Consider the following 16,248-nt stretch of genomic DNA (forward strand, 5'->3'; position numbering starts at 1 on the left):
CATGTGTTAGGAATACCGCCTTGGCTTGCCCAGACATCAATATCAGATTTATTAATTCTACCATTATTGACTAATTCAGAAGGATCGGTTGGTCGTTTAGTAAAACGCCCTGTCTCGCTATCATGCCAGCGATTAGACTTAGAATTGAAAGAACAACTTAATCCCAGCGGATCGATCTAGCTTAATGGATTCGGCGCATAAGCGTAGAGATTAAACCCACCCCTCAGCCCTATCGGGTCCTGACTGACAAACCGCCCACACTCCGGCGCATAATACCTGAACAGATTGTAATGCAGCCCCGTCTCATCGTCAAAATACTGCCCCGCCAGCCGTAGCGGCTGGTGAAAGTACGCTCCGCTGTTGCTGATATCCCCTGCATTCTCGCCAAAACCCTTTATATAACCCGCCCACACCAGACTACCGTCACCCGCTGTCACCTCCTGCGGTGTGCCCGCGACGTCCGTGTGGTAATACCATACCTTCCTGCCCTCTCCTTTTCCCGTCACGCACGCCACCGGCGTGTACGGCTGTTCCGCATCATAAAGGTAAGTCCGCCATCCCTGCGCCTCACTCTCCTGCAACAGCCTGAACCCCTCCCACACAAACTCTCTGCGGCTTTGCTCCTTGTACGCATAGCCCGTGTGCCGCGTATACGTCACCTTACGGGTTCGTCTCCCCAGCGCATCGTAACCGTAGCGCGTCTCCGTGTTGCTGCTGATAACCCGCGTCAGTTGCCCCTGCGCGTTCCACTCCAGTTCCTGCCCCCGCCGTGTGGTCAGTTCACCCCACTCGTTATAGCCGTAACGGTCGCGGCCATAGCCCGGCAGACGGTTGCTCATCACCGCGCCCTGCCGTTCGTTATCCCGCAGGTTACCCGCTTTATCGTAATAATAGTGGTCGTGGTCATACATCTGACCCGAACGCCCCGTCAGGTAACCGCTGCCGTCATAGCTGTACACCAGGCTGCCGCGCAGTCTGTCGTCAATCGTGCCAATCTCGCCGTGGTGGTTCCAGTAATAGTCCCTTGACGTCACGCACCCCTGTCGCGATGGCCGCTGGCCGGGAAGAGAAGGTTTGGCACCGGAGGCCCGGCTGCGCTGCCAGCTCAGCAGACCGTCCTCGTTATAGCCGCTGAAGGTCGCCAGTTGCCCCTGCGTGCGCATCACCTGACGGTGCAGGCTGTCGCGCTCATACTCGCTCACCGTGATACCGTCCAGCACCGTCTGTAACAGATGCCCGCTCCCGTAGTACAGGTGGCTGAGCGTCTGACCGTCCGGCAGCGTCAGGGTTACCGGGTTCCCCAGCGCATCACGCTGATACCGCAGACTGCCGTGTCCTGCATGCTCCGCCGTCAGCCAGCCGCCGCGGTCGTATTCAAAACGCACCGTATCTGCCTGCATACCGTGCTGTTGCTCACCCGACTCCGTCGGCGTCAGCGTGACCTCCGTTATCTGGTCTAGCCGGTTATAGCTGAACGTCCGCTGGCTGTGCTCATTCTCCGTCTGCAGCAGTCGGCCCAGCGCGTCGCGCTGCTGCGTTTCCAGGCGCACCCCGCCCTGCGTCCCCACGGTCTGTATCGCCGCCAGAAAACCGCTGGCGTTCAGGATGAAGCAGCGGCTCAGCCCATCCGGGCGCACTTCCCGCACCAGCCTGCCGTCCGCATCGTGGGCAAAGCGGTACTGCGCCCCGTTACCGTTGGTCAGCCCGACTATCCGCCCTTCCGGCGTGTACTCCCAGCGTGTCTCACGCTTCTCTTCATCGGTGTGCGCCGCCAGCAGCCCCCGCGACGTATACCGCCAGCTCTCCACGCACCCCGTGAGGCGACGGCGACTGCTCATCAGCCCCAGCGCATTCCAGGTGTAACGGTCCTGCTGTTGCCCCGGATGATTCACCGTCTCCGGCAGCCCCTGCCGGTTATAGCTGATGCGTACCGCTTTTCCCTCCGCGTCCGTCACCCGCGTCAGATGGCCGTCCTCATTGTATTGATAGTCGGTGCTGCGCCCTGAGCAGTCGGTATATCGCGTTATCTGCCCCCGGTCGTCGAATGCCGTCACCACCGTGCCGCCCGCCGCATCCATCCGGCTGCGCATCAGACCCCGTTCATCGTAAGCATACTGCGTCACCCGCCCTTCCGGGTCCGTCTCCTGCACCGGCTGGCCGTGGGCGTTATACTGCGTTTTCCAGATAGCGTCATCCAGCGCCGTACGCGTGATTTCATCGAACTCGCCGTTCCACTGCGTCTGCGTCATCCGGCCTTCCGGGTCCGTCGTCTTCACCACCCGGTTCTGGGTATCGTATTCATACGCCACGATACGCCCGCCCGGCAGTTCGATAGTCACCGGGAAATGGTCTTCATTATACGTGAAGCGGTACATCCCGCCCCCCGGCGTCCGGTGCGCGGTGATGTACGTCTCCCTGTCGAACCACCACTGCCATTGTGCACCCTGCCTGCCGGTGACGGTGGCGCAGCCTGCGGCAAAGTCGTAGTCGAAACGGTAATGCTCCCCGTCGCTGGTATCGTGTGCCACCACGCGCGGCACACCCCCGACCGTTTCCCAGCGGTAGCGGCAGGTGAACCCCGCCGCGTTGCTGTGCGACGTCATCAGTCCGTTTTCATAAGCAAACTGCCGCACCGCTGTCCCCGCGCGGTTTATCACACTGCACAGCTGCCCGTTATCATCGTAGCGGTACTCCACCAGGTTACCCCGGGTGCCCCCCTGCACCTGTTCAATACGCGATACTCGTTCCCCGCCGGGGGTCTGCGTGCGGTGCAGCAACAGGTGATGCCCGCTGCTGGACGCCACCCGGACCAGCCGGCCCTCCTCACGCCCGAAGACAATGCGCTGCCGGTGCGGCGTTTCCATAAACAGCAGGTGAGCCATACCGTCGCGGTCGACATCCCCAAACACGTAATAGCTGCGGTCGCTGTAATGCAGCACGTAACGCCCGTCATGCAGGCGGCTGAGGTATAACTGTTCTTCCGGGTCAAATATCTGGTGGCCGGGCGCCAGCATCGTTTTCAGGTAACTCAGCTCCCGCCCCTGAGCCCCAATCAGGGTGATATGTTCATCATCTTCCCGCAGGCTGATTTCCCAGTTCAGCCGCCAGCCCCGCCCCAGCAACCCCGCCGTCTCCAGATGGCTGGCATAAAACCGCGAGCAGGCGATCGGCAGGCGGCCAGGCAGGGTGAAGTCCGTTTCCGGCAGCAGAATTTTCTGCCCGGTGGTCACATCCACCGGATTGCCGAACATCCCGCTGATGGCCTCACTGACGCCTATTCCCACCAGCTCCCCGCCGATGAACCTGGCGGCGCACTTCATGCCGAATGATCCCGCCCTCGCCCACGAGCCCGACAGCCCGCCGAGCAGGCCAGCCACCACAAACAGCACATCCACCACGCTGCGCAGCCAGTCCGGAATTTCAGAACTGATTTCCAGCACCGTCTGTGTGCCGCCGCCAAGAAACACATCCGGCGAGCCATCGTCAATCACCGCATCACATTCGGTATGATCGTCCTTGCGGGCGGCGGGCTGGCTGTTAATGTAGATATTTCCCGATCCCTGGGCGATACGCTTTTCCGCGATGTGGTCATCGCATTTTACCGTACTCAGTACCGCACGCGCCGCCGGGCGACTGTTGATGCTGACATTTTCCGAGCCGGTCAGAATTTTTCCCGCCGTGTGGCGGATTGAGCGCCCGATGGCCTCGCCCAGTTGCAGCACCCCGGAAGCTATCTGGCCGCTCATAAGCCCCAGAAAAAACCCGGCAAAAAAACCGCAGGAAACAGAAGCAAAAGCGATAAACGCGATAATGGCAATGCCAATGAGGGCGCCGATAAGAAACCCAGCGAGCGCACTGGTGTGGTAGATGGGATCATCCACACGGGCAGCTTCATACATGGTCACACCTCCGTGTGGCGGTTAGCGTTTATCCGGCTGAAAACCCGCCAGCCAGACGTTCCAGAGCCGTTCCGTTTTTTCATCAAAAGGGCGGGGACTGGTCAGCGTGAATACCAGCACTCTGCCAGGGGCGACAATAAACCCGGCCTGACGCTGATACGCTTCGGTTTTCCCGGATTTATGCGTGGCGGCAATTTGTTCCCCCGTAAGGGCGTCGTTGCCCGTTCCTGCCTGTACCGGCGTTCGCGACAATAACCGATACTGACCGAGGTTTTTTTTCATCAGTACAATCTGGCGATCAATATAGCTGGCCAGGTCTTCATCGGGTTTGAGCGTATCGCGGGAAATATTCATACCGGGCGATGCCCGTTCATTGCTCTCAGAGACGAAAATATTAACGCTGCGATCGATAAAGCTCTCCGGCAGGGTAAAGTGCCCTTCCTGTATACGGTATGCTCGGGTCATGAGAATTCCTTTTCTTATTCAGCACTTTCCGGCGCGGGGAAAGGCGCAATATCATCGACTGCTATCGCTGTGCCGCCATCCGGGTTCATATCAATGCCTTTACCAATCATCGATGAAGATGGTTTCCTCATAGCGTAACGATAAGTCGATATCTGCAGATTTTTACATCCGGACCACTGGTTTTCCGCTCATGCAAAGCCCTTTTGCTGTTTAAAATCAGAACGGAAGTATTAGAAGAGAAATCGAACCGTAGAAATGTGACAAGTATCCTGTTATGTCATCAACACCAAATAAAAATACCGTAATTTCAATTAGTTAATAACTATTGGTGATACATCTATTCATTTAAATTTAATAAAATAATGGATATCGTCATTACTGAAATAAGGGACAAAAAAAATCCGGAAACGCGCTAGCGTTCCCGGATTATATATCGTTCAGATTTGCACTACGGTTACGCTTTCGCAGCAACCCCACTTTCCGGGCGTTTCAACACCGCGTAAGAGAGGCCAGCAACCAGCGTACCCACGATAATCGCCACCAGATAACCCACTACCGGCGTGATAGCGCCAGGGATCAGCAGGACGAACAGACCACCGTGTGGTGCCATCAGTTTTGCACCAACCGCCATCGAAATAGCACCGGTAACAGCACCGCCGACGATACAGCAAGGCAGGACGCGCATTGGGTCACGAGCTGCGAATGGAATCGCCCCTTCGGAGATAAAGCACAGGCCAAGAACCAGCGCCGCTTTACCACCTTCACGTTGACCCTGATCGAATTTCTTACGCGCAATCAGCGTGGCAATACCCATTGCCAGCGGTGGAACCATACCGGCCGCCATAATCGCCGCCATCGGCGCGTAGGTTTGGGTACTCAGCAGACCAACGCCGAACGCGTATGCCGCTTTGTTCACCGGGCCACCCATGTCGGTACACATCATCGCACCGAGGATCGCACCCAACAGGACGGCGTTCGCGGTACCCATGGTTTGCAGCCAGTGGGTCAGCCAGTTCAGCAGCGCCGCAACTGGAGTGCCGATCAGGTAGATCATCGCCAGGCCAACAATCAGGCTGGAGACCAGCGGGATGATCAGAATGGGCTTCAGCGCTTCCATGCTTGGCGGTAGCTTCAGCTTGGTGCTGATAAGTTTCGCGACGTAACCGGCCAGGAAGCCTGCAATGATACCGCCGATAAACCCAGAACCACCGCTCACCGCCAGCATACCGCCGATAAGACCTGGGGTCAGGCCAGGACGGTCAGCAATGGAGAAGGCGATAAAGCCTGCCAGCACCGGCACCATCAACGCGAAGGCTGAACCGCCGCCGATCTGCATCAGCGCCGCCGCCAGCGTGCCTTTCACTTCAAACGCTTTGATACCGAAGGCAAAGGACAGGGCGATACACAGACCGCCCGCCACGACCATTGGCAGCATATAAGAAACACCGGTCAGCAGGTGACGATACGCCCCGCCGCCGCTCTCTTTCTTCGCAGAATCCGCCGGGGATTTGCTCTGGCCAGCTGGCTGATACGGCTTCGCCTCAACCATTGCTTTGTCCAGTTCCTGCGCGGTTTTCTTCAGCGCCAGGCCGGTGGTGGTACGATACATCGGCTTACCAGCAAATTTCGCCAGATCCACTTCAATATCTGCCGCCACGATAACCAGATCCGCCTGCTCAACTTCTTCTGGCGTAATTGCGTTACCAGCGCCCACGGAGCCACGGGTTTCCACTTTCACCCACAGGCCACGTTTTTTAGCCTCGGTTTCAATGGCTTCAGCCGCCATAAAGGTGTGCGCCACGCCGGTTGGGCACGCGGTGACCGCCACGATGCGTTTTACCGCACCTTTGGCGGTTGGTTCCGCCTGCGCCGGAGCCTCGTAAGGCAGGGCGTGGGATTTGGCTTCGCTCAGGAACAGTTCCGGATGGGAGACTGCACGGTTGATGTCGCCAAGGTAAACCTGTTTGCCAGCCAGCGCGGTATCCGCTGGCAGAGCAGTGCCCAGCACGATCGCCAGGTCGGCGTCGTTCGGGTTATCAATGAACTCCAGGCGCGCTTTCTGCGCCGCCGCACCCAGCAGGGTCTTCGCCATATAAGCGCGAGCCTGTCCGAGTTTGGCATCGATAATCAGCAGCGTTTTCATACGCCTCTCCCGCTGTTAGTTAAAAGGTTTCAGGTCGACGCGCGCCATCATCGCGGCCAACTGGGTACGGTCGGTGATCCCGACGTTGCTCTGGCTTACCGCCAGCGCTGCAACGGCGGTCGCCAGACGCAGGGTATGCTCGCTGGATTCACGCATCAGCAGGCCGTAAATCAGACCGCCGACCATTGAATCCCCTGCCCCTACGGTGCTTACCACTTCCATTGACGGCGGCTTGGCAATCCATTCGCCGGAGGCGTTAACCCAAAGCGCGCCTTCTGCACCCAGCGAAATCACCACGTGAGCAATACCCTGCTCGCGCAGCGCGTGGGCCGCTTCAATCACATCTTTCATTTCAGGCAGCTTGCGACCAGCCCAGATTTCCAGCTCGCGGCGGTTTGGCTTCACCAACCACGGCGCGGCTTTCAGCCCGGCAACCAGCGCTTCACGGCTGCTGTCGAAAATAATGCACGGACACTGGCTACGCAGACGCGTCATCCAGTCGGTGAACGCTTCAGGGCTCACGCCCGCCGGCAGACTGCCGCTCACGCACACCATGTCGAACTGACCCAGCCAGCTCAGGGAATCATTGACGAAACGCTCCCAGTCGGACGGGGTAACTTCAAAACCAGAGAAGTTGAAGTCGGTGACTTCTCCATCTTTTTCCGTCAGCTTAACGTTAATACGGGTACGGCCCTGGACGATCTGGAAACGGTTAGCAATGCCCAGTTCGCTGAACAGCTGCTGAAAACCATCCTGGTTGTCTTTCCCCAGGAAACCACCTACGGTGACGTCGATGCCTAAGTCCTTCAGCACTTTGGCCACGTTAATGCCTTTACCCGCCGCGTGCAGCCCGGTGGTACGCACCAGGTTCACTTCGCCACGCTCAACTTCTGGCGTGAACCCTACCAAATCATAGGCCGGGTTTAAGGTAATTGTGGCTACTCTTCTGCTCATTTATGCGCCCTCCCCGAGGCCTGAAGCAATGGCTTCGCCAATAGCGTCCAGCGCCTGACGAGCATCATCACCCTGTGCGGTAAAGCGCAGGCGATGACCTTTTTTGACACCCAGCGCGACAACCTTCATCAGGCTACGTCCGTTGGCTGGTTTACCGCTGCCGTCAAGGTTGGTGACGGTAATGTCGCTGTTAAACTGTTTGATGGTGTTCACCAGCACGGTGCCCGGACGGGCGTGCAGACCGTGTTCGTTACGCACCACGAATTCTTCATTCAGCACGTCTTCAGCCAACGCTTCATCGCTGGTCAGCAGCGCCAGCAGCGTAGCGGCATCGGCTTTCAGCAGGCGTTCAGCTTTGTTGTCCAGCAGAATATTGACCAGGCGGTTCAGCACTGCGGTCGGCTGAGCATCGGCCATGGCGACGGAGATCAGCAGCGAAGCAGAAGCGTCACCGACGGTAAATGGCGTTGCCGCGCGGCTTACCGCGATAGCGCTGCGCAGGTTGCCTTCCGCGCTGTCGTTCAGCCAGATACCCTGGCCCAGGTTCAGCGGCTGCTCGTTAATCACGCGCGCCACAAAGTTGGCATCTACCGCGCCCGCTTCTTTCAGACGTGCGGCGTTCAGCGCCTGCAGCGTCACCAGGTCACTGGCGACCACATCTAGCGAGAGCGTGTCGTTATCAAGCTTCAGCGCTTCGCTCTGCTTTTCACCCATCAGCAGCGCACGCAGCTCTTCCGCGGTGGTGGCGGTTTTCAGCTGTTCAGCCACCGCGTCATCGCTCAGCACATGCGTCAGCTGACGCAGCAGGCCGAGGTGCTCATCGGAGCTGGCGGCGATACCGATAGCGACGTACGCCGTCTGGCCTTCGCCCCAGGTGACGCCCTGCGGGAATTGATAAACCTGAACACCGGTTTTCAGCACCTGATCGCGGGTATCGGTGGTGCCGTGCGGAATCGCAATGCCGTTGCCAAGGAAAGTGGAGGTTTGTTGCTCACGCGCCAGCATGCCGGCAACGTAACCGTCAGCAACGTTGCCTGCGCTAACGAGCGCCGCAGCAACCTGCCGAATAGCCTCTTCTTTATTCGCGGCCTGCTGGCCGGGATGAATATCCTGAACAGTTAACTGGAACATGGTTCCCCTCGCGCGCTGAATTGAATCGATTCAGCTTTGGTGAGAAAAAATCGTCGTACTTAGCGAGTGAGGTGCTGAAGACGACGCTGAAACGTTTCAATAATATTGTGCCTTTCTTAATCAGCCTGCAAGTTTTGCTGACAATTTGATTGCATAAATTAGATCTACAGCACATTTCATTAGCATTCTCGCCACATCTGCTGACGCGCTGATGGCGACCCAACAACGGCTTCAGCAAGACGTAAGCTGGATTTTGAAATGGCCTTTTAATTTTTCGTGCCGAATTTGATTTAGGTTACTGTTCATTTTCTGAGTCGCGGCGTAAACTCCCCGCCTCTCCTAAAGCGACCGATAAAACAACATGCAAAACAGCACCGCCGCCGCCCCACGGCGATCGTTTGATTTCACCTCGTCATCCTTTCTGATTGTTGCCTTTTTAACCGGTATTGCCGGCGCACTACAGACTCCAACGCTGAGCCTGTTCCTCAGTAATGAAGTACACGTTCGCCCGGCGATGGTGGGCTTCTTTTTCACCGGCAGCGCCGTTATCGGCATTCTGGTCAGCCAATTTCTGGCGGGCTACTCGGATAAACGCGGCGACCGTAAAAATCTGATCGTGGTCTGCTGCCTGCTCGGCGTGCTGGCCTGCGTGCTGTTCGCCTGGAACCGTAACTACTTTATTCTGCTGTTTGTCGGCGTCTTCCTCAGCAGCTTTGGCTCCACGGCCAACCCGCAAATGTTCGCCCTCGCCCGCGAGCACGCCGATAAAACCGGCCGCGAGGCGGTAATGTTCAGCTCGATTATGCGAGCGCAGGTGTCGCTGGCGTGGGTAATTGGCCCGCCGCTGGCCTACGCACTGGCCATGGGCTTTAGCTTTACGGTGATGTATCTGTCGGCTGCGGTGGCGTTTGTGGTCTGCGGCGCGATGGTCTGGCTGTTTTTGCCAACCATGCGCAAGGAGAAAGCGGCGGCCAGCGGTACGATTCAGGCACCGCGCACCAACCGTCGGGATGCGCTGCTGCTGTTTGTTATCTGCACCCTGATGTGGGGCACTAACAGCCTCTATATCATCAATATGCCGCTGTACATCATTAATGAACTGCATCTGCCGGAGAAGCTGGCCGGGGTGATGATGGGCACTGCCGCCGGGCTGGAGATCCCGACGATGCTGATTGCGGGCTACTTCGCCAAGCGCCTGGGTAAGCGCTTCCTGATGCGCCTGGCCGCCGTGGCTGGGCTATTCTTCTATATAGGTATGCTGACCTTCAGCAGCCCAACGCTGTTGCTGGCCATGCAGTTGCTGAACGCGGTGTATATCGGGATTCTCGGCGGGATAGGCATGCTGTACTTCCAGGATTTGATGCCGGGGCAAGCCGGTTCAGCCACCACGCTGTACGCCAATACCTCGCGCGTCGGCTGGATCATCGCCGGTTCGCTGGCGGGCGTCGTGGCGGAAATCTGGAACTACCACACCGTGTTCTGGATTGCGCTGGCGCTGTGCGTCGGCACCCTTTGCTGCCTGGTGCGGATTAAAGACGTTTAGGGCGCGGTCAGCGCTTCGAGGTGAAGCAGATAGGTCATCGCCGCGTCGCGGGTGACGCCGCACATTTCAGGCGCGGGCTGTAACCCTGCGCACACCTTCGGGCGCAGCGGCGAGCCAAAGATTTTACACCGCTGGCGTTCGTCGAGCTGCACGCAGGGCGTGTTAGCCGGTTTGCCGTTGGGCATGCCGGGAATGGGGCTGGAGATTGAAGGTGCAGTGCAGCAAGCCCCGCAGTCCGGACGACATTCCATCGCGGGTTCTCTGTAGTGTGGATAAGGTGGTGGCGCGCACATTACCACCTTTTGAGCAGCCATAGCAAAAGCCTTTAAATCCTCTTGCCTGAAACGCCCGGCACGAGTACTTTTACGCGATATTTTTGACACCCTAGTTCACAGGATAATTGCAATGCCAAGAGCGAACGAAATTAAAAAAGGTATGGTGCTGAATTACAACGGCAAGCTGCTGATTGTAAAAAATATTGATATTCAGTCACCGAGCGCCCGTGGTGCAGCAACGCTGTACAAAATGCGTTTCTCCGATGTCAGCACCGGCCTGAAGGTTGAAGAGCGTTTTAAAGGCGACGACATGGTTGATACCGTGACCCTGAACCGCCGCTTCGTTGACTTCTCCTACATCGATGGCAACGAATACGTGTTCATGGATAAAGAAGATTACACCCCGTACATCTTCACCCACGATCAGATTGCTGAAGAGCTGCAGTTCATTCCTGAAGGCGGTATGCCGGAAATGCAGGTTCTGCTGTGGGATGGCCGGGTTCTGGCGCTGGAACTGCCGCAGACGGTCGATCTGGAAATCGTGGAAACGGCACCGGGCATCAAAGGCGCTTCCGCCAGCTCCCGTACCAAGCCAGCAACCCTGACTACCGGTCTGGTTGTACAGGTTCCTGAATACCTGACCACCGGCGAAAAAATTCGCGTTCATATCGAAGAAAAACGCTATATGTGCCGCGCGGACTAACTGTCTTTGGTAGCCCGGCCGAGCAACGCGACGCCGGGCTACGGAAATAGGCCAACAAAAAGGGCAGCCAAATGGCTACCCTTTTTTATTTTGAGAAAATGACGAATTACAGCAGATCGCGGAACTTGGTCATTTTCAGCGCCAGCTCAACGCCGCGCACTTCCGCCAGACCTTTCAGACGACCAATCGCAGAATAGCCTGGGTTGGTTTTCTTCTTCAGGTCATCCAGCATCTGGTGACCGTGGTCAGGACGCATTGGGATAGGACGCAGATCGCCCGCTTTCTTACGACGCTGCTCTTCGGTCAGAATCGCATCAACCACCGCAACCATGTTCACATCGCCCTGCAGGTGCGCAGCTTCGTGGAAGGTTTTCGGGTTTCCTTCACGGCAGGTAGAACGCAGGTGCGTGAAGTGAATACGGTCACCGAAGGTCTCGATCATTTTCACCAGATCGTTATCTGCACGCACGCCGTAAGAACCGGTGCACATGGTGAAGCCGTTGTTGATGCTATCAACGGTCTCTTTCAGCCACTGCATATCTTCGATGGTAGAAACGATACGCGGCAGGCCGAGGATTGGACGCGGTGGATCGTCCGGGTGAACCGCCAGGCGCACGCCGACTTCTTCCGCTACCGGCACGATAGCACGCAGGAACACCGCCATGTTTTCACGCAGGTTTTCTTTGCTGATGTGGTCGTATTCCGCCAGACGCGCACGGAACTGGTCAAGGGTGTAACCCTCTTCCGCACCCGGCAGGCCAGCAATGATGTTGCGGGTCAGCTTGGTGACTTCCGCTTCGGTCATTGCATTGAAGTATTCCTGCGCCTGACGCTGCTCTTCTGCGGTGTAATCCGCCTGCGCGCCTTCACGCTTCAGGATGTGCAGTTCAAACGCCGCGAAAGCGATCTGGTCAAAGCGCAGCGCTTTAGAGCCATCTTTCAGAGTGTACTCGAGGTCGGTACGCGTCCAGTCAAGGATCGGCATGAAGTTGTAGCAGACGGTGTCAATGCCACATTCAGCCAGGTTGCGGATGCTCTGCTGGTAGTTGGCAATCCAGGTTTTGTACTCACCGGAGCCAGTCTTAATATCTTCGTGAACCGGGATACTCTCAACCACGGACCAGGTCAGACCTTTTTCAGCCAGCATCGCTTTACGCTGTTTAATTTCTTCAACCGGCCATACCTGACCGTTTGGAATGTGGTGCAATGCCGTTACGACGCCCGTCGCGCCAGCCTGACGCACATCATCAAGAGATACCGGATCGTTCGGGCCGTACCAACGCCAGGTTTGTTCCATTGCCTCACCCTCTAAAGTTGTTATACCAATAAAATCACCTTCAATGACGACTACCATACATGTTTATTCAGAACCGTCAATAAATCCGCTGGGATTGATTGATCAAGCTCACATTAACGCGATAAATACGGCACACCAATTCAATTTGTTGTCATATAACTTTACACTGCACACGTTAATTAATCGTTAATCGGATGTGTGAACAATGAATACAATCGCCACAAGTGCCCTTCCCGTCAGCGTCCAGCGCCCTCAATATGATAGACAACAGCTACGTTCGCGGATTGTGCACTTCGGTTTTGGTGCTTTTCACCGCGCCCATCAGGCGCTGTTAACCAACCGGGTATTGAACCAGCACGGCGGCGACTGGGGGATTTGTGAAATCAGCCTGTTTAGCGGCGACGTGCTGATGAGCCAGCTCCGCCAGCAGGATCATCTGTTTACCGTGATGGAGAAGAGCGCTGCGGGCAATCAGCCGATTATTATTGGCGCGGTCCACGAGTGCCTGAACGCAAAGCTTGATTCTCTGGCGGCGATTATCGAAAAATTCTGTGAGCCGCAGGTGGCGATTGTCTCGCTGACGATCACCGAAAAAGGCTATTGCATCGATCCGGCGACCGGTCATCTCGATTTCACCCAACCGCGGATCGCCCACGATCTTGCATCCCCCACGGAGCCCCATTCCGCGCCGGGCATTCTGGTCGAAGCCCTATCTCGCCGTCGCGATCGTGGTCTTCCGGCCTTCACCGTCCTCTCCTGCGATAACATTCCTGATAACGGTCATGTGGTTAAAAATGCGGTGCTGGATATGGCAACCCGTCGGGATCCAGAGTTGGCAAGCTGGATTGCGGAATATGTCAGCTTCCCCGGCACCATGGTTGACCGTATCGTCCCAGCCGCAACCGAAGCGTCGCTGGCAGAAATCACCCAGGAGCTGGGTGTCGAAGATCCGTGTGCCATCAGCTGCGAACCGTTTATCCAATGGGTTATAGAAGATAACTTTGTCGCCGGGCGTCCTGATTGGGGCAGCGTTGGGGCGCAGATGGTCAGCGACGTCCTGCCGTGGGAAGAGATGAAGCTGCGTATGCTTAACGGCAGCCACTCGTTCCTTGCCTATCTCGGCTATCTTGCGGGCTATGCGCACATCAGCGACTGCATGCAGGACGAATCTTACCGCCGGGCGGCGCGTCATCTGATGATGGCCGAGCAGGCCCCCACGCTACGCATTACCGGTGTAGACCTCGGCGCGTATGCCGATAGCCTGATCGACCGCTTCAGTAACCCGGCGCTCCAGCACCGTACCTGGCAAATCGCCATGGACGGCAGCCAGAAGCTGCCGCAGCGTCTGCTGGATGGCATTCGTATTCATCTCCAGAACGGCAGCCGCTGGCCGCTGCTGGCGCTGGCCGTCGCCGGATGGATGCGCTACGTGAGCGGCGTGGATGATGCCGGGCAGCCGATTGATGTTCGTGACCCGCTGGCGGAGAAAATTCGCGGCATCGTGGCGAACAGTAGCGACGAGAAGCGGGTTGCTGCGCTGCTCACGCTGCAGGAAATTTTCGGCAGCGACCTGCCAGCCAACCCGCAGTTTGTTCAGGCTATCGAGCAGGCGTGGCAGCATCTGGTGCAACAAGGCGCACGCCAGGCGGTGCTGACCGCGCTCAATAGTTAACATTTTCTGCTATTTCGCGGGCTATCCTTAGATTAGCCCGCCTTAACACTTCTCTTTTCGACGCCGCTTCGCCAGGATAAAGTGATCCAGATAACACTATCACTATGTCCTGTGCGGAGTTTTCGTGACTAAAACCAATCTGATCACCGGCTTTCTCGGCAGCGGGAAAACCACCTCAATTCTGCACCTGCTGGCCAATAAACCTGCCGACGAAAAATGGGCCGTGCTGGTCAATGAGTTTGGCGAAGTCGGCATCGACGGTGCCCTGTTGGCCGACAGCGGCGCGTTGCTCAAAGAGATCCCCGGCGGCTGCATGTGCTGCGTTAACGGCCTGCCGATGCAGGTCGGCCTGAACACGCTGCTGCGCCAGGGCAAACCGGATCGTCTGCTGATTGAGCCTACTGGCCTCGGTCATCCCAAGCAGATCCTCGACCTGCTTACCGCCCCGGTTTACGAGCCGTGGATCGACCTGCGTGCCACGCTGTGCGTGATCGATCCTCGCCAGTTGCTGGACGACAAGGTCGCCAACAATGAAAACTTCCGCGACCAGCTCGCGGCGGCAGACATTATCGTCAGCAACAAAACGGACCGCGCCACCGCCGAAAGCCAGCAAGCGCTGGCCGCCTGGTGGCAGCAGCACGGCGCTGAACGCCAGCTGGTAGAAGCCACTCAGGGCAGCATCGATAATGCCCTACTGGATACGCCACGCAGCAACACGGCGCCGCTCAAGGCCAGCGCGGCGCACTCGCACTCACATCCGTCAAACAAAGGCCTCGCGGCGTTAAGCCTGCCGGAGCACCAGCGTTGGCGCAGAAGCGTCAACGAGGGTCAGGGCTATTACGCCTGCGGCTGGATTTTTGACGCCGATACCGTGTTTGACACCATCGGCCTGCTGGAGTGGGCGCGTCTCTCTCCGGTGACTCGTTTGAAAGCGGTGATGCGTATTCCTGAAGGGCTGGTGCGTATTAATCGCCAGGGCGCCGATCTGCACATTGAAACGCAGAACGTTGCGCCACCGGATAGCCGTATTGAGCTGATAAACGACGCGCAAACCGACTGGAATTCGTTACAAACGGCGCTGTTGAAACTTCGTTTAGGTTGAAACCGCTAAGGTTTCCGCCGAGACTAATTGCTATGAATACTAAGATGCGTACACGTTATCCCCTGATTATTTTACTCAACGCCGCCGGCGTGGCGTTGTTTCTCTCCTGGTTCCTGCCGGTAAATCACGGATTCTGGTCCGCGGCCGACCTTGGCATTTTTCACTTCTTTAACCGGGGTTTAACCGCAGATAATTTGGGCTACGCCTGGTTCTTAGCCATTATTAATAATCGCGCCTTTGACGGCTGTTCGCTGTTGGCAATGGGCTGTCTGATGCTGAGTTTCTGGCTAAAAGAAACCACCCAGGGCCGTCGCCGAATCGTGGTGATGGGGCTGGTGATGCTGCTGTCGGCGGTCATCATTAACCAGCTGGCGCAGCACCTGATGCCGGTCACCCGTAGCAGCCCGTCGCTCTCCGTGCCGGGCGTACACCGCGTCAGCGACTTTATCGACTTCTCGACCAAAGACGGCTCGCGGGACAGCTTCCCCGGTGACCACGGAATGATGCTGCTGATATTCGCCACCTTCATGTGGCGCTATTTCGGTCAGAAAGCGTTCATTATTTCGCTGATTATTTTTGTGGTTTTCGCCTTCCCGCGCGTGATGATCGGCGCACACTGGTTTACCGATATTGCCGTCGGTTCGTTAACCGCAGTGCTGATTGGCGTACCGTGGGTGCTGATGACGCCATTAAGCGATAATGTGATCGGTCTCTTTGAACGAAATTTGCCCCATTTATCCAAAGCGAAATCGGCGCAATAAATAACCAATTCATCTGATATTCCAGAAAGAGGGTATTCGCCCTCTTTTTCTTTTTTTTATCCCGCCGCGTTATTGTCATCTTCCCGTCACAACATTCATTTTGATAATGAATGAGTTGCCCATTTTTCATTCACCAGCGACGCAATTTTGGCCATTCACAATTTTTAACTTTGTGTATCACGATTTCTTATAAAAAATCGGGCAAAAGCGCTCGCAATGCCGCTTTCGTTAAGGTAATCTCATTCGCGTTTGTCGTTTCAAAGAGCAATTATTTGGTTCGTAAATAAAACTTTGTGCGCTAAG

At 56.8% G+C, this 16,248-nt stretch carries 11 protein-coding genes and 1 pseudogene; 5 read left to right on the forward strand and 7 right to left on the reverse strand.

The genetic code is table 11. The features are described from left to right. Positions 1-179 precede the first annotated feature (179 nt). From AB2B48_RS10295 to fruB, 5 genes and pseudogenes are all read right to left on the reverse strand, one after another. A pseudogene (locus tag AB2B48_RS10295) lies at positions 180-3,899 on the reverse strand (DUF6531 domain-containing protein); the annotation flags it as partial. 21 nt (positions 3,900-3,920) lie between these two features. Continuing rightward, the gene (locus AB2B48_RS10300; protein ID WP_368301690.1) at positions 3,921-4,364 is read right to left on the reverse strand and encodes a DcrB-related protein; all 444 of its coding nucleotides are present in this window, start codon (positions 4,362-4,364) and stop codon (positions 3,921-3,923) included. A 454-nt stretch (positions 4,365-4,818) separates the two neighbouring features. Then, a complete protein-coding gene (gene fruA, locus AB2B48_RS10305) occupies positions 4,819-6,507 on the reverse strand; it encodes a PTS fructose transporter subunit IIBC (protein ID WP_368301691.1) in 1,689 nt (562 codons plus the stop codon). A 15-nt stretch (positions 6,508-6,522) separates the two neighbouring features. After that, positions 6,523-7,461, reverse strand: a complete 939-nt coding sequence (gene fruK, locus AB2B48_RS10310) for a 1-phosphofructokinase (RefSeq protein ID WP_220440423.1) — start codon at positions 7,459-7,461, stop codon at positions 6,523-6,525. Further along, positions 7,462-8,592, reverse strand: coding sequence for a fused PTS fructose transporter subunit IIA/HPr protein (gene fruB / locus AB2B48_RS10315; RefSeq protein WP_333494497.1), 1,131 nt, complete (start codon positions 8,590-8,592; stop codon positions 7,462-7,464). A gap of 361 nt (positions 8,593-8,953) precedes the next feature. Between fruB and setB the strand changes: the two genes are divergently transcribed. After that, a complete protein-coding gene (gene setB, locus AB2B48_RS10320; protein ID WP_185666891.1) occupies positions 8,954-10,135 on the forward strand; it encodes a sugar efflux transporter SetB in 1,182 nt (393 codons plus the stop codon). On the opposite strand, the gene AB2B48_RS10325 is transcribed toward setB, so the two are convergent. Then, entirely contained in the window at positions 10,132-10,386 is a 255-nt protein-coding gene (locus AB2B48_RS10325; protein WP_185667036.1) for a YkgJ family cysteine cluster protein, read from the reverse strand. The genes setB and AB2B48_RS10325 overlap by 4 nt on opposite strands. 154 nt (positions 10,387-10,540) lie before the next feature. On the opposite strand from AB2B48_RS10325, the gene yeiP reads away from it, so the two are divergent. Then, positions 10,541-11,113 (forward strand): elongation factor P-like protein YeiP, encoded by a 573-nt coding sequence (gene yeiP, locus AB2B48_RS10330; RefSeq protein WP_185666890.1) that lies wholly within the window; start codon positions 10,541-10,543, stop codon positions 11,111-11,113. A 106-nt stretch (positions 11,114-11,219) separates the two neighbouring features. On the opposite strand, the gene uxuA is transcribed toward yeiP, so the two are convergent. Further along, on the reverse strand, positions 11,220-12,410 hold the full coding sequence (uxuA, locus tag AB2B48_RS10335) for a mannonate dehydratase (protein WP_368301692.1): 1,191 nt from the start codon (positions 12,408-12,410) through the stop codon (positions 11,220-11,222). A 205-nt stretch (positions 12,411-12,615) separates the two neighbouring features. Here uxuA and AB2B48_RS10340 point away from each other — a divergent pair, with 205 nt between their 5' ends. The 3 genes from AB2B48_RS10340 (at position 12,616) to AB2B48_RS10350 (ending at position 15,945) form a co-directional block, all read left to right on the forward strand. Further along, a complete protein-coding gene (locus AB2B48_RS10340) occupies positions 12,616-14,082 on the forward strand; it encodes a mannitol dehydrogenase family protein (RefSeq protein ID WP_368301693.1) in 1,467 nt (488 codons plus the stop codon). A 124-nt stretch (positions 14,083-14,206) separates the two neighbouring features. Beyond that, positions 14,207-15,184 carry a CobW family GTP-binding protein gene (locus tag AB2B48_RS10345; protein WP_368301694.1) on the forward strand — a complete coding sequence of 326 codons (978 nt, stop codon included), beginning with the start codon at positions 14,207-14,209 and terminating at the stop codon, positions 15,182-15,184. 44 nt (positions 15,185-15,228) lie between these two features. Further along, a complete protein-coding gene (locus tag AB2B48_RS10350) occupies positions 15,229-15,945 on the forward strand; it encodes a phosphatase PAP2 family protein (protein ID WP_368301695.1) in 717 nt (238 codons plus the stop codon). Positions 15,946-16,248 lie beyond the last annotated feature (303 nt).

The organism is Kluyvera sichuanensis, assembly GCF_040930405.1.
GTDB lineage: Bacteria > Pseudomonadota > Gammaproteobacteria > Enterobacterales > Enterobacteriaceae > Kluyvera > Kluyvera sichuanensis.

Excerpts from the sequence above, each read along its gene's own strand:
- fruA (WP_368301691.1), bottom strand. The coding sequence starts at position 6,507 with ATGAAAACGCTGCTGATTATCGATGCCAAACTCGGACAGGCTCGCGCT.
- AB2B48_RS10325 (WP_185667036.1), bottom strand. The coding sequence starts at position 10,386 with ATGGAATGTCGTCCGGACTGCGGGGCTTGCTGCACTGCACCTTCAATC.
- yeiP (WP_185666890.1), top strand. The coding sequence starts at position 10,541 with ATGCCAAGAGCGAACGAAATTAAAAAAGGTATGGTGCTGAATTACAAC.
- uxuA (WP_368301692.1), bottom strand. The coding sequence starts at position 12,410 with ATGGAACAAACCTGGCGTTGGTACGGCCCGAACGATCCGGTATCTCTT.
- setB (WP_185666891.1), top strand. The coding sequence starts at position 8,954 with ATGCAAAACAGCACCGCCGCCGCCCCACGGCGATCGTTTGATTTCACC.
- AB2B48_RS10300 (WP_368301690.1), bottom strand. The coding sequence starts at position 4,364 with ATGACCCGAGCATACCGTATACAGGAAGGGCACTTTACCCTGCCGGAG.
- AB2B48_RS10340 (WP_368301693.1), top strand. The coding sequence starts at position 12,616 with ATGAATACAATCGCCACAAGTGCCCTTCCCGTCAGCGTCCAGCGCCCT.
- fruB (WP_333494497.1), bottom strand. The coding sequence starts at position 8,592 with ATGTTCCAGTTAACTGTTCAGGATATTCATCCCGGCCAGCAGGCCGCG.
- fruK (WP_220440423.1), bottom strand. The coding sequence starts at position 7,461 with ATGAGCAGAAGAGTAGCCACAATTACCTTAAACCCGGCCTATGATTTG.
- AB2B48_RS10350 (WP_368301695.1), top strand. The coding sequence starts at position 15,229 with ATGCGTACACGTTATCCCCTGATTATTTTACTCAACGCCGCCGGCGTG.